Here is a 13,433-nt window from a genome sequence, read left to right as displayed (position 1 = left end):
GCGAGGTGTCAGACGCCTTCTGCCATCACCTCGGCGACCAGATCCTTGCGGCTCAATTTGCCGATCATCGTCTTGGGCATGGTGAGGCGGATCACCACCTGATCCACCCGCTCGTGCCGTCCCAGCTGCGGATTGATCCACTCGCGCAATTCATCAGGCGTCGCCGTGATCCCGTCGTTGAGCGTCACATAGGCGCGCGGTTGCTCGCCGCGATAGGCGTCGGGCAGACCGATCACCATCGCCTCTTTAACCGCCGGATGATGGTAGAGCAGCGCCTCGATCTGGCTCGGGAATACCTTGAACCCGCTGACCGCGATCATGTCCTTCAGGCGATCGACGATGCGGATAAAGCCGTCCTCATCGATCACGCCGACATCGCCGGTGCGCAGCCAGCCTTCCAGATTATTGAACGGCACGAACACCTCGTTATTGGCGTCGGGCTTGCCCCAATAGCCTTTCATGATCTGCGGCCCGCGCACGATCACCTCACCCGGCTCGCCTTCGGGTGCGGGGATCGTGGGATCGCCCTTGTCGACCAGGCGGACTTCGGTGGCCGGCAGCGGTTGGCCGATGCTGCCGGGCTTGCCTTCGTTTTCGTAAGGATTAGCCGAGACGACGCCCGAACTTTCCGACAGGCCATAGCCCTCGACCACGGTGGCGCCGGTGGTTGCCTCGAACTTGGCCTTCAGCTCAGCCGACAGCGGCGCGCCGCCCGAGATACAGATTCTGAGCGAGGTGAAATCGGTTGTCGCCGCCTGTGGATGATCGAGCAGCGCCTGATACATGGTCGGCACGCCGGGCAACGCCGTGGCCTTGGTGCGCCCGAGCGCGGCGAGCACCTGCCCGGCATCGAAGCGCGGCAGCATCACGATGCTGCCGCCGTTGAGGACGGTGCGGTTGAGTACGCAGGTGTTGGCGAACACGTGGAACAGCGGCAGCACGCCGAGAATGCGATCGGCCTCGCCCGGATGCGGATCGAGCGCCATCACCTGGCGCGCATTGGCCGACAAATTCTGGTGCGTCAGCATCGCGCCCTTGGGCACACCGGTGGTGCCGCCGGTATATTGGATCAGCGCGACATCATTGATCGGGTCGATCGGCGGTGTGCTGTGCTTGCCGTCATTGGCGATCAGCTTGGAAAAGACGATGACGCGCGGATCGTCCGGTCGCTTTACCGTCTCCTTGCCCTTGAACAGCCGGTACATCAATGATTTGCCCGCCGGTAGCGCGCCCGCCACCGAACCCACGACCAGCCGGTCGAGTCCGCTGCGGTCGAGCACTTTCAGCGCGGTCGGCAGCACTGCCTTGGCCGAAACGGTGAACAGCAACTTGGTGCCCGAATCTGTCACCTGATGGGCAAGCTCGTCGACCGTATAGAGTGGCGAGAAATTGACCACGGTCGCGCCGAGCTTGAGGATGCCGTAATAGGCCGCGAGATAATGCGGCACATTGGGCAGGAACAGCCCGATGCGATCGCCGGGGCCATAGCCAAGCGCTGCCAATCCCGCTGCAACGCGGTTGGCGGCTGCAAGCGTCTCGGCATAGCTATAATGCCGGCCGAGAAAATCGATCAGCGGCGCGGCGCTATGCGCGGCGGCGCTGCGGTCGAACAGATCGACCATCGACAGCGGAGGAAAATCGGTATTCCACGGGGTGGGATGGCGGTAAGCGTTGAGCCACGCGGTCGTCGGATCAGTCATTTACAACGGTGTAAGCAGGCAACCGTCGTGCTGCAAGTTCAGACGAGCCTTTTGCTCCAGGTAATCAGCACCGACACGCCGATCAGGCCGAGATCTAGCGCCGCCTGCATCCGCGCCGGTGCGCGGTCGGTGGCGTCATGCGTCAGGATCTGAACGTCCGCCGAGGGATGGCGCACGGCGAGCAGCAGGAGCATCGCGACGGCAATGATCAGACCGATCCGGCGTTCGCGCATGACATCGACTCCTTAGGCGTAGGCGTAGACAATACGCGCCAGGCCATCGTCGGGCAAGCCGAACGTCAGGCGGCGAGGGCACCAAGCCCTGCGCTGAGGTCTGCGATGCAGGCCCGATCGCGGCCGTCGCGCTTGGCCGCGAACAGCGCGCTGTCGGCGGCGCAATACAGCGTCTTCCAGTCGGCCTCCCGGGCCAGCGGGCCATGGCACACCCCGATGCTCGCCGTCACGGTCAGATCGAATGGCATCCGTGCGCTGCGCAGCGTCGCTAGCAATTCGCTGCTGTCGGGGGCGGCGTCGAGCGGACAAACGATGGCAAACTCCTCTCCGCCAATTCGTGCCAGCAGCCCGCCGGGGGGTAGCGCGGCACGCAGCACGCGCGCCACGAGGCGAAGCACCTCGTCGCCGCCATCATGCCCGATCGTGTCGTTGACGCGTTTGAAGTGATCAATATCGAGCAACAACAGCTTTTGCTCGCCGGGACGCCCAATGGCCTCGCGCAGGAAGGCGCGGCGGTTCAACAGCCCGGTCAATGGATCCGTATCGGCCAGCATCAAGGCGGCGATTTGCTGCGCGCGCGCGGTGTCCCGCTCCCGTGTGATCAGCAGAATGCGATAAGCGATCGCCCGGCTCGATAGCAGTGCCTCGAAAGTCATCGACAGGATGGTCGAATTATCCAGCCAGAAACTGTACGGCAGCAGATCCATGGCATAGCCGATGCGCAGGATGGCCAGCACGATCGGCGCCGTCCAGGCGATGATGAACAGATACAGAAAATCGCTGCGCTTGATCCAGGCGCAAATGATCATCGGGACGGCCAGCCCCAGCAGCAAGGCAAAGCTCATGGCGTACACCATGTCGAGCGCGCGGAACTCCCACGGCGCGAGCAGCACGATGGCCAGCGTTGACGTCGCCAGCACGATGCAGGCGAAATGGATCACCCGATCCAGCCAGCGCGGGATCACACCCTCTTCGAAAAAATGACGCAGGAACAGGATCGCGGCCACCCCGGTCATCGCCAGAATGACATAATTGAGCCGGAGGCGCTCGTTATTGCCCACGTCGGGCATGGCCCAGGCCAGTGCCCCGGATGAGGAAAAGGCATAAATCAGCATGCCCGTCATCATCGCGCAGTAATAGGGCAGGAACGCATGCTGCAGCGCGCGCGCAAGGCCCAGATTGTAGATTAGCAGCGCCAGGCACATGCCACCGAACGCGGCGTAAATCGCCGCCATCGTTACGTTCGACGATGCTGCTTGCAGATCGGTCGCGACGGTCGGTGCCAGCAAGATTCCGCGCGTGTTGGCACTGCCTTCGACGTGCCATAGCAGGCGGACCAACCTGGCCGCGCGGCGCGGCAATGCTTGCTGCATGATGGCGCCCAGCTGCAGGCCGCGGGTCACCGCTTGCGCATCCGTAACGACGCTGACCTGCGTGCCATCGTCATACAGGGCGTAAAGCGTCATGCGCTTCTGCCAAACGCTGGCAACGCGCACGTTCAACGGCTGATCGGCGGCAATCCGCAGTGGCTGGCTGATGGCCCAGAAATCGCCCGCGCCAAAGTCGCGTTGTCGGGTGGTGCAATCGAATCCGCGCGGATGGCGCAGCAGCGTGCTGGCATCGCTCCCAATCGAATCGGCGCGGATGCACACCTCAATGCCGGTCCCCACGGTGCCGGCGGTAACCACCGCGCCAGCGGGGGTCATGCCGGCACAAAGTGATGCCAGGTATAGCAAAGCGAAAAGATAGCGGCGCAACATGCGCATCGCCTAGACGCGATCAGCAAAGATAGTGTGAATGTGATGATCGCCGGCGGCAATGGATTGCCGACGACAGGCACGACCCCGGGTGGGGCCGCGCTGTCGTCAGCAAGGAACGATTACTTTGCTTCGACCGCCTCGGCCTTGCCCTTCTTGCGCGGCTTTTTGGGCGGTGCAGGGGTGATTTCGAACGACAAGGCGCCGTCCTTCATCTTCACGTTGACCTCGCCGCCATGGACCAACTTGCCGAACAGCAATTCCTCGGCCAGCGGCTGCTTGATCTTCTCCTGGATCAGGCGGCCCATCGGGCGCGCGCCATACAGCTTGTCATAGCCCTTGGTGGTCAGCCACGCCTTCGATTCGTCGTCCAGATTGATATGCACGTTGCGATCGGCCAGCTGCAGTTCGAGCTGCAGAATGAATTTGTCGACCACGCGGGCGACAACCTCGGTCGGCAGATACCCGAACGGCACGATCGCATCCAGGCGGTTGCGGAATTCCGGCGTGAACATCTTCTGCACCGCCTGCTCATCCTCGCCCTCGCGGGTGAGCTGACCGAAGCCCAATGTCTCGCGCGCCATATCCGATGCGCCGGCATTTGTCGTCATGATCAGGATGACGTTGCGGAAATCGACCGTCTTGCCGTGCTGATCGGTCAGGCGCCCGTTATCCATCACCTGCAACAGGATGTTGAACAGATCGGGATGCGCTTTCTCGATCTCATCGAGCAGCAGCACCGAATGCGGCTGCTGATCGATCGCGTCGGTGAGCAGACCGCCCTGATCGAACCCGACATAGCCCGGGGGGGCGCCGATCAGCCGGCTGACCGAATGACGCTCCATATATTCGGACATGTCGAAGCGCTGCAGCGGGATGCCCATGATCGTGGCGAGCTGCTTTGCGACCTCTGTCTTGCCCACGCCGGTCGGCCCGGTGAACAGGTAATTGCCGATCGGCTTTTCCGGATCACGCAAACCCGCACGGCTAAGCTTGATCGCCGAAGCGAGTTTCTCGATCGCCGCATTCTGCCCGAACACGACACGCTTGAGATCGATTTCCAGCGATTCCAGCGCCTTCGTGTCATCGGTCGATACCGACTTTGGCGGTATCCGCGCCATCGTCGCGATCACGGCTTCGATTTCGCGCGTGGTGATCGTGCGCTTGCGCTTGTTCGGCGCCACCAGCATCTGCATCGCACCGACCTCGTCGATCACGTCGATAGCCTTGTCCGGCAGTTTGCGGTCGTTGATATAGCGCGCGCTCAGTTCCACCGCCGATTTGATTGCATCGGACGTATATTTCACCTTGTGATGGTCCTCGAACGCGGTGCGCAGGCCGGTCAGGATCTTGATCGTATCCTCGATGGTCGGCTCGTTGACGTCGATCTTCTGGAAACGCCGCAGCAACGCCCGGTCCTTCTCGAAGTGGTTGCGGAATTCCTTGTAGGTGGTCGATCCGATGCAGCGGATCGTGCCGCCCGACAAAGCCGGCTTGAGCAGGTTGGAGGCATCCATCGCGCCGCCGCTGGTCGCGCCGGCACCGATCACGGTGTGGATCTCGTCGATAAACAGGATCGCGTCGGGCATCTTTTCGAGCTCGGTGACGACAGCCTTCAGCCGTTCCTCGAAATCGCCGCGATAGCGCGTGCCGGCTAGCAACGCGCCCATGTCGAGCGAATAGATCACGGCCGGCAGCAGCACCTCGGGCACATCGCCTTCGACGATTTTCCGCGCCAGGCCCTCGGCGATTGCCGTCTTGCCGACGCCGGGATCGCCGACATACAGTGGATTGTTCTTCGAGCGGCGGCACAGGATCTGCACCGTGCGATCCACCTCAGGGCCGCGCCCGATCAGGGGATCGACCTTGCCGTTCTTGGCCTTCTCGTTGAGATCGACGCAGAATTGCTTGAGCGCGCTCTCGCTCTTGCCCTTCTCGCCCGGCTTGGCCGGCTTCTCTTCCTCGGCACCCTTCACGTCGCGTGTCTCCGGTGCTGCGCCGCCCTTGCCGACGCCATGGGAAATAAAGCTGACCGCATCCAGGCGGCTCATATCCTGCTGCTGCAGGAAATAGACCGCATAGCTCTCGCGCTCGCTGAACAGGGCCACCAGCACATTGGCGCCGGTTACTTCGTCGCGGCCTGAAGACTGCACGTGGAGGATCGCACGCTGCACGACGCGCTGGAACCCGCTGGTCGGCGACGGATCGGTGGCTGCGTCAACCTTCAGCGCTTCCAGTTCGGTATCGAGATAATGCGCGACCGTCGTCTTGAGTTCGTCGAGCTCCACGCCACACGACAGCATCACCTTGCTGGCGTGCTCGTCATCGATCAACGCGAGCAGCAGATGCTCCAGCGTGGCATATTCATGGCGGCGCGATGAAGCGGCTTCGAGTGCCTTGTGGAGCGTGGTCTCCAGCGCAGAGGCGAAAGATGGCATGTCAAGATTACTCCCAGAGTACATTGGGGCAGGCCACAAACACTGTGCGGCCCTTTCCCACTATGTCGGGAGGCGAACCGCCCGCATCAAGCACTTGAAAAACACGCCCACACATTCTCTTGCTGGCGCGTTGCGCGTTCATCGCCTGAATAGGCCATCCGCGCTTGCGCGGTGATGAACGGCACGATCCTTTTTGCCCCGCGTGCGTGTGATCTCGGCCTCCAGCGCCGCGATCCGCGCGTCCAGCTCGGCGACGGACAAAGGATCCAGATCCTGCCGCGTCAGCGCGGTCAGCGGGTCATCGGGTTTGCCGGCGAAAATCTCGTCCAGATCCATGGGGAAGAAAGTTGACCCTCTGGATACCGATGTCAATAAGAACCGCCGCAGGGGATCCAGCGTCCCAAAGAATCTCAGTGGCAAATTAGGGCGGTGGACGAATGAGCGAGATACCAACCATGATGCGAGCGATCGATCCCGCATCGCCCGGCGGCCCCGAGGTGCTCGTTCTTGTTGAGCGCCCGGTGCCGAAGCCGGGGCCGGACGAGGTGCTGGTCCGTGTCGCTGCCGCGGGCGTCAATCGCCCCGAAGTGATGCAGCGCAAGGGGCTGTATCCGCCGCCGCCCGGCGCATCCTCGATCCTTGGCATGGAAATCGCCGGCACGATCGTCGCGGTGGGCGAGGGCGTGATGCCCGAAATGATCGGGCAGCCGGTTTGCGCGTTGATTACCGCCGGTGCCTATGCCGAATATGCCGTCGCGCCGTGGGGTCAGTGCCTCCCGGTGCCGGAGGCGCTGAGCATGGTCGAGGCCGCCGCGATGCCCGAAACCCTGTTCACCGTGTGGACCAATCTGTTCGAGCGCGGCTACGCCGCCGAGGGCGATACGGTGCTCGTCCATGGCGGCACCAGCGGCATCGGCACGATGGCCATCGGCCTGTGCAACCTCTTCGGGGTGACGATCATCGTGACGGCCGGTTCGGATGAAAAATGCGCGGCGGCGGTGGCGCTCGGCGCGGATCACGCGATCAATTACAAGGATCAGGATTTCGTCGCGTCGGTCAAGACGATCAACGAAGGGCGGGGCGTGCAGGTCGTGCTCGACATGGTCGGCGGCGAGTATGTGCCGCGCAATCTGCAATGCCTGGCCGAGGACGGCCGCCATGTGTCGATCGCCGTACAGGGCGGTGCGCAAGCGACGATCCCGCTGTTCGACATCATGCGCCGCCGCCTGACGCTGACCGGATCGACGCTGCGCCCGCGCGACACTGCGTTCAAGTCGCTCGTCGCCGAGGAATTGACGCGTACCGTGTGGCCGCATGTCGAAGCGGGCCGGCTCAAGCCCGTGATCGACGCAATCTTTCCGTTCGCGGATGCCCCGAAGGCCCATGAGCGGATGGAAGCGGGCGACCATGTCGGCAAGATCGTGCTGGTGATGGAGGGATAAGGCGGTCCCGCGATCCATGGCGCTACGAGTCGTATTGTAACAATGTTCGGGCATAGGCCTCGCATCACGAATGATGCGAGGCAGGCAGGATGAGCGTCGTCAGGATCGGGTTGGACAATCTCGCGGATTTGGCGGATTTCGCCAATTCGCAGCCGGCAATCCCCGAGCGGACCATTGCCGGTCGCCGGCAATTTCGCACGATCTGGATCTCCGACGTGCACCTCGGCACGCGGGGCTGCAACGCGGCGATGCTGATCGATTTCCTCGATCATGTCGACAGCGAGACATTATATCTGGTTGGCGATATCGTCGATGGCTGGCGGCTGCGCAAGAAATTCTACTGGCCGGTGGCGCATAACGATGTCGTGTGGCGGCTGCTAAAGCGCGCCAAACGCAACACGCGCGTGGTGTATATTCCGGGCAATCATGACGAGATGTTCCGGCAGTTTGTCGGGCTCGATTTCGGTGGGGTCGAGATTCGTCGCCAGGCGATCCACAACACCGCCGATGGCCGCGCGCTGCTCGTGCTGCATGGCGACGAGTTCGATGCGATCACATTGGCGCACCGCTGGCTGGCGCATGTCGGCGATGCGGCGTACAATCTGCTGATGGCGCTCAATCGTGGCCTCAACGCGTATCGCCGCTTCTTCAACCTGCCGTATTGGTCGCTCAGCAAGCACGCCAAGGCCAAGGTCAAGAAATCAGTCGAGTTCATCTCGAATTATGAGGAAGTGGTGGCGCAGGCCGCGGCGCATAAGGGCGTCGATGGGGTGGTATGCGGGCATATCCATACCGCTGAATATCGCGATATCGATGGCATCGAATATTATAACGATGGCGACTGGGTCGAAGGCTGCACTGCCCTGGTCGAACATTTCGACGGGCGGATGGAAGTGCTGCACTGGGCCGACGAGATCGCCGCGCGCGACGTGGTGCCGGCGCCGGAAATCGCGATGCTGGCGGCCTGAGCGCGGCATGCGCATCGCGATCGTCACCGATGCGTGGAGCCCGCAGGTCAACGGGGTGGTGCGGACCTTGCAGGCGGTGAGCGCCGAGTTGCGCGCGCAGGGACACCACGTGCTGGTCGTGTCGCCCGATCTGTTCGTGTCGATGCCCTGCCCGACCTATCCCGAGATTCGACTGGCCTTTGCGCGCACGCGCGCGGTTGGCCGGATGCTGGAAGCGTTCGCACCGCATGCCATCCACCTTTCCACCGAGGGGCCGGTCTGCCTTGCTGCACGCCGCTGGTGCCTGGCGCATCATTTCCCGTTTACGACCGCCTATCACACGCAATTCCCCGATTATGTCGCGGCGCGCACCGGCGTGAACCCGGAATGGATCTGGCGCTATATCCGCTGGTTCCACGCGCCGGCGCAGTCGATTCTCGCCTCTACGCGCTCGATTGCCGAGACACTGGCGGGGCACGGGCTGGGGCATGTCCGCCCCTGGGGCCGGGGCGTCGACCATACCATTTTCACCGCGCAGGTCGCGCCGGACCCGGCCATCGTCGTCTTGCCCGGGCCGGTCATGCTGCACGTTGGGCGCGTCGCGGTGGAGAAGAATATCGCGGCGTTCCTGGACAGCCCTCACCCCGGCAGCAAAGTGGTGGTCGGCGACGGGCCCGCGCGCGCTGCCTTACAGGCGCAATATCCGGACGCCCACTTTCTCGGCCCGCTCTACGGCGCGGCGCTGGCCGCCGCTTACGCCGCCGCCGACGTGCTGGTTTTCCCCAGCCGCACGGACACGTTCGGGCTGGTAATGATCGAGGCGCTGGCCTGCGGCACGCCAGTCGCCGCCTATCCGGTTACCGGGCCGATCGACGTGCTCACCGACGCGGTGGGGGCGATGGACGACGATCTCGACGCGGCGATCGATCGCGCGCTGACATGCGACCGCGCCGCCTGCGCCGCGTTCGGCGCCGGCTTCACTTGGGAAGCAAGCGCGCAGCAGTTCCTCTCCGCGCTGGTGCCGGTCTATCCCGAAGCCATCGCCGCCTGAGCGTTTCCGGCCAGCACGCGCCTTGCTAGTCCGGGCCAGAAGCAGTACATCACGGCGCAGCGCGGCCGCTCCGAAAGGGGCGGCCCTTTCTGTTTCTAGGAGTCTTGCCCGTGGCCCAGCCGCTCATGCCCCATGCCACCGCTTCGTGGCTGGTCGACAACACGTCGCTCTCGTTCGAGCAGATCGCCGAATTCTGCGGCCTGCACATCCTCGAAATCCAGGCCATCGCCGATGATACCGCGGCGACCAAGCTGACCGGGCGCGATCCGATCCGCGCGCACGAACTGACGCAGGACGAAATCGACAAGGGCCAGGCCGATCCGGATTACGCGCTGCAGATCATCAAGGGACCCGAGCAGGTTCGTCGTACCAAGGGCCCGCGCTACACGCCGGTATCGAAGCGTTCGGACAAGCCCGATGGCATCGCCTGGATCATCCGCAACCATCCCGAAATCACTGATGGTGCGATCGGCGTGCTGATCGGCACGACGCGCACCACGATCGCCGCGATCCGCGATCGCAGCCATTGGAACATCGCCAACATCACGCCGAAGGATCCGGTGACCTTGGGCCTGACCACGCAGCGCGAACTGGACGCGGCGGTGGCCAAGGCCGGCAAGGCAGCGGGCCTCGAGCCGGTGGTCGACACCAAGCTGGACGGCGACCGCGAGGCGCTGATCACCGAATTGCGCGCGCAGCGCGCGCAGGCGGCGATCGATGCCGAGGCCGCGGAAGCGGGCGAGGGCGTGGCCGCACCGGTGGAACGAACCGCGGAGAATTTGTTCAAGAGCTGAGCTTCTTGCGAAGCCCCTCTCTACAGGGGAGGGGCTATCGTTGCGGCAATCGCGTTGCTACTCGCAACCTATGTCGACCGAACCTGCCGCAGATGCCTTTACTCCCACCAGTCATAAGGGGCTGACCTACCCGTTCGGAGGCGCCGAGCCCGCCGCTGGCGTGGTCATGCCCGTTGCCGCCGGCATCCGATGGGTGCGGCTGCATATTCCCGGGCCGCTGAAACACGTTAATTGCTGGTTGCTCGATGATACCGATGCGCGCGGCGAGGGCGTCGCGCTGGTCGATACCGGGATGAACACCAGCGAAGCACGTGATGCCTGGAAGGCGATCTTTAGGGGGCCGCTGGCCGGCGTGCGTGTGACGAAGATGATCGGCACGCACATGCACCCCGATCATATCGGCTTGGCCGGCTGGATGTGTGCGCACCACGCGGCGCCCCTGCTCATGACGCGCGGCGAATGGCTGACCGCGCAGATGCTGATCGCCGATGCGCGCGATGCCGTGCCGGATGAGGTGACCGCGTTCCGCATCGGCTGCGGTTGGAGTGAAGAACAGATTGCGCACGCCGCTGTGCGCGGCTGGGCGGGGTTTCGCCGTATCGTCGCGCCGCTGCCGCTCAGCTACACGCGGATCAAGGATGGCGACACGCTCGATCTGGGCGGCGCGGCGTGGCGCGTGGTGGTGGGGTCGGGGCATAGCCCGGAGCATGCCTGTTTGCTGAACGAGGCAGCGGGCGTGCTGATCGCCGGCGATCAGGTATTACCTCGGATCAGCCCCAATGTGTCGCTGGGCGTGGCCGAGCCAAATGCCGATCCGCTCGGCGAATGGTTTGCCTCGATCGCCAGATTGAAGACATTGCCCGCCGATCTGCTCGTGCTGCCCGGGCATGGCGATCCGTTTACCGGGCTGCACACGCGGCTCGACGCGATGGATCGCGAGCATCGCGAACGGCTCGACGAGCTTCATGCGTTCCTGGGCGACGGCAAGCGCGCAGTCGATGTGTTTGGGCGGCTGTTCCGCCGCGCGATCGGGCCGGACATGCTGGGCATGGCGACCGGCGAGGCGCTGGCGCATCTGCGGCGGCTCGAGGTCGAGGGGCGGGCGGTGAAGGACGTGCGCGATGGGGTATGGTGGTATCGTTCGGTTTGAGAACGATTTTTTGCACGATGACACGAAGATACAAGGACCCAACGGAACACGGTCTGAGCTGAGGGAGTTAGCGATGAGCTGGTCCTTCCTGGTCTTCGTGGCGTCGTGCGCGCTCCCTTGTTCCGCAGAGCGCCGATCCCCGGCTGATGACGCGACCTCGATCAGCGGTTAGCCTCGCGCCATACGCCATACGCCAAACGGCGAATCGATCAGGAGAGCCCGCATGTGCGACGAACACACCGCCGACGATAACGCGACCCATCTTGCCGGTCTCTCCCGCCGCCAGTTCGGCGCCGCCGCTGGCGCTGTGGGGTTGGCGATGATTCTGCCCAGCCCGGCCAACGCCATGACGGTGAAGGGCAGGAACGTCACCATCGCCACGCCCGATGGCCAGGCCGACGGCTATTTCGTCGCGCCCACCAGCGGCAAGCATCCCGCCATCCTGGTGTGGCCTGACATCATGGGGCTGCGCCCGGCGTTCCAGCGAATGGCCGATCGGCTGGCGGAATCGGGTTATGCCGTGCTCGTCGTCAATCAATTCTACCGCAGCACCAAAGCGCCATTCCTCAAGGCCGGCGAATCGTTCGATCAGCCCGAGGTGCGCGCGAAAATCATGCCTTGGCGTGCGGCGTTGACCACGGCAGCGACGACGCGCGACGCGCGGGCCTTTACCGACTTTCTCGATGCGCAGAAATCGGTCGATACCAAAAGGGGCATGGCCAGCACCGGCTATTGCATGGGCGGGCCAATGACCATGATCACCGCCGCACTGCGCCCCGATCGCCTGCGCGCGGGCGCCTCGTTCCACGGCGGCGGGCTGGTGACGGACGCGCCGGACAGCCCGCATCTGTTGGTGCCCAAGATGAAGGCGAGCTATCTGTTCGCCATCGCCGAGAACGATGACGCGCGCAGCCCCGGCGACAAGGAGGCATTGCGCAGCGCCTTTGCCGCCGCCAAGCTGCCCGCCGAAATCGAGGTTTATCAGGGCGCGCTGCACGGCTGGTGCCCGCCCGATAGCAAAGTCTACAATGCCGCGCAGGCCGACCGCGCGTGGGGCCGGATGCTCGGCTTATTCGAAAGAACGCTTGCGTAACGACTTGACGCAGGGCGCACGATGTTCTACTAATGTTCTTGCAAATTGTGAGCCGGAGAACGCCCATGAGCCTGATTTTCTATACCAATCCGATGTCCCGTGGCCGCATCGCGCGCTGGATGCTCGAGGAAGTGGGCGTGCCGTATGAAACGGTGGTGCTCGATTACGCCTCGACGATGAAGGGCGCGGACTATCTGGCGATCAACCCGATGGGCAAGGTTCCGGCGATCGTCCATGATGGCAAGGTGGTGACCGAGGGGGCAGCGATCTGCGCCTATCTGGCGGATGCCTTCCCCGAGGCCGGGCTTGCCCCGCCGACCACGGAGCGCGCCGATTATTATCGCTGGCTGTTCTTCGCCGCCGGACCGGCGGAACAAGCGGTGACCAACAAATCGATGGGCTTTGCGCCGACCGCGGAGCAGGGGCGCATGGCTGGTTACGGCAATTTCGATCTGATGGTTGATGTGCTGGAGAAAGCCGTCTCGGCGCATGATTATCTTGCCGGCGATCGTTTCACTGCGGCGGATGTTTATGCCGGTTCTCAGGTTGCCTGGGGCAGGCAGTTCGGCTCGCTGCCGCAGCGCGATGCCTTCGATGCGTACCTCGCGCGAATCCTCTCGCGGCCGGCGTACAAGCGTGCGGGTGAGATCGATGATGCGCTGATCGCTGCCGCTCAGGCGCAGACGAAGGCTCCGGTGGAGACGGCATAGGATCCGACAAATATCACTGTCATCCTGAACTTGTTTCAGGATCAATTTTGCCGGGATGGCGACTCTCACCCTCCTTTCAAGACAGAGCCGCCCGGTGGACCCCGGGCCAAGTCCCCGG

The 13,433-nt window shown here is 63.7% G+C and carries 12 protein-coding genes; 7 read left to right on the top strand and 5 right to left on the bottom strand.

Features of this window, described 5'->3' with window-relative positions; translation table 11 throughout:
- Positions 1–8: 8 nt before the first annotated feature.
- From ABC969_RS05705 to ABC969_RS05685, 5 genes are all read right to left on the bottom strand, one after another.
- Positions 9–1,700, bottom strand: coding sequence for a long-chain-fatty-acid--CoA ligase (locus ABC969_RS05705; RefSeq protein ID WP_345863566.1), 1,692 nt, complete (start codon positions 1,698–1,700; stop codon positions 9–11).
- 38 nt (positions 1,701–1,738) lie between these two features.
- Positions 1,739–1,933 (bottom strand): hypothetical protein, encoded by a 195-nt coding sequence (locus ABC969_RS05700; protein ID WP_345863565.1) that lies wholly within the window; start codon positions 1,931–1,933, stop codon positions 1,739–1,741.
- A 65-nt stretch (positions 1,934–1,998) separates the two neighbouring features.
- On the bottom strand, positions 1,999–3,693 hold the full coding sequence (locus ABC969_RS05695) for a GGDEF domain-containing protein (protein WP_345863564.1): 1,695 nt from the start codon (positions 3,691–3,693) through the stop codon (positions 1,999–2,001).
- Positions 3,694–3,812: 119 nt separating this feature from the next.
- Complete coding sequence (gene clpA / locus ABC969_RS05690; protein WP_345863563.1) at positions 3,813–6,128, bottom strand: ATP-dependent Clp protease ATP-binding subunit ClpA; 2,316 nt, start codon at positions 6,126–6,128, stop codon at positions 3,813–3,815.
- Between the two features lie 138 nt (positions 6,129–6,266).
- A complete protein-coding gene (locus ABC969_RS05685) occupies positions 6,267–6,464 on the bottom strand; it encodes a DUF1192 domain-containing protein (protein WP_345863562.1) in 198 nt (65 codons plus the stop codon).
- 122 nt (positions 6,465–6,586) lie between these two features.
- On the opposite strand from ABC969_RS05685, the gene ABC969_RS05680 reads away from it, so the two are divergent.
- From ABC969_RS05680 to ABC969_RS05650, 7 genes are all read left to right on the top strand, one after another.
- The gene (locus tag ABC969_RS05680; RefSeq protein ID WP_345863832.1) at positions 6,587–7,570 is read left to right on the top strand and encodes an NAD(P)H-quinone oxidoreductase; all 984 of its coding nucleotides are present in this window, start codon (positions 6,587–6,589) and stop codon (positions 7,568–7,570) included.
- 89 nt (positions 7,571–7,659) lie between these two features.
- Positions 7,660–8,538 (top strand): UDP-2,3-diacylglucosamine diphosphatase, encoded by an 879-nt coding sequence (locus tag ABC969_RS05675; RefSeq protein WP_345863561.1) that lies wholly within the window; start codon positions 7,660–7,662, stop codon positions 8,536–8,538.
- Between the two features lie 7 nt (positions 8,539–8,545).
- Positions 8,546–9,568: a glycosyltransferase family 4 protein gene (locus ABC969_RS05670; RefSeq protein WP_345863560.1), complete on the top strand. Its 1,023-nt coding sequence runs from the start codon at positions 8,546–8,548 to the stop codon at positions 9,566–9,568.
- A gap of 110 nt (positions 9,569–9,678) precedes the next feature.
- Positions 9,679–10,362 (top strand): cell cycle transcriptional regulator TrcR, encoded by a 684-nt coding sequence (locus ABC969_RS05665; RefSeq protein ID WP_345863559.1) that lies wholly within the window; start codon positions 9,679–9,681, stop codon positions 10,360–10,362.
- Positions 10,363–10,432: 70 nt separating this feature from the next.
- Positions 10,433–11,512 (top strand): MBL fold metallo-hydrolase, encoded by a 1,080-nt coding sequence (locus ABC969_RS05660; protein ID WP_345863558.1) that lies wholly within the window; start codon positions 10,433–10,435, stop codon positions 11,510–11,512.
- Positions 11,513–11,735: 223 nt separating this feature from the next.
- Positions 11,736–12,605 carry a dienelactone hydrolase family protein gene (locus tag ABC969_RS05655; RefSeq protein ID WP_345863557.1) on the top strand — a complete coding sequence of 290 codons (870 nt, stop codon included), beginning with the start codon at positions 11,736–11,738 and terminating at the stop codon, positions 12,603–12,605.
- Positions 12,606–12,670: 65 nt separating this feature from the next.
- Entirely contained in the window at positions 12,671–13,315 is a 645-nt protein-coding gene (locus ABC969_RS05650; protein WP_345863556.1) for a glutathione S-transferase family protein, read from the top strand.
- Positions 13,316–13,433 lie beyond the last annotated feature (118 nt).

The organism is Sphingomonas qilianensis (assembly GCF_039614825.1).
In the GTDB taxonomy this organism is placed as follows: Bacteria; Pseudomonadota; Alphaproteobacteria; order Sphingomonadales; family Sphingomonadaceae; genus Sphingomonas; species Sphingomonas qilianensis.
This window is presented reverse-complemented; position numbering and strand designations above follow the sequence as displayed.

Bases quoted from the DNA above. Each gene is read 5' to 3' on its own strand.
- ABC969_RS05650 (WP_345863556.1), top strand. From the start codon at position 12,671: ATGAGCCTGATTTTCTATACCAATCCGATGTCCCGTGGCCGCATCGCG.
- ABC969_RS05660 (WP_345863558.1), top strand. From the start codon at position 10,433: ATGTCGACCGAACCTGCCGCAGATGCCTTTACTCCCACCAGTCATAAG.
- clpA (WP_345863563.1), bottom strand. From the start codon at position 6,128: ATGCCATCTTTCGCCTCTGCGCTGGAGACCACGCTCCACAAGGCACTC.
- ABC969_RS05700 (WP_345863565.1), bottom strand. From the start codon at position 1,933: ATGCGCGAACGCCGGATCGGTCTGATCATTGCCGTCGCGATGCTCCTG.
- ABC969_RS05680 (WP_345863832.1), top strand. From the start codon at position 6,587: ATGCGAGCGATCGATCCCGCATCGCCCGGCGGCCCCGAGGTGCTCGTT.
- ABC969_RS05685 (WP_345863562.1), bottom strand. From the start codon at position 6,464: ATGGATCTGGACGAGATTTTCGCCGGCAAACCCGATGACCCGCTGACC.
- ABC969_RS05670 (WP_345863560.1), top strand. From the start codon at position 8,546: ATGCGCATCGCGATCGTCACCGATGCGTGGAGCCCGCAGGTCAACGGG.
- ABC969_RS05695 (WP_345863564.1), bottom strand. From the start codon at position 3,693: ATGTTGCGCCGCTATCTTTTCGCTTTGCTATACCTGGCATCACTTTGT.
- ABC969_RS05655 (WP_345863557.1), top strand. From the start codon at position 11,736: ATGTGCGACGAACACACCGCCGACGATAACGCGACCCATCTTGCCGGT.
- ABC969_RS05675 (WP_345863561.1), top strand. From the start codon at position 7,660: ATGAGCGTCGTCAGGATCGGGTTGGACAATCTCGCGGATTTGGCGGAT.
- ABC969_RS05705 (WP_345863566.1), bottom strand. From the start codon at position 1,700: ATGACTGATCCGACGACCGCGTGGCTCAACGCTTACCGCCATCCCACC.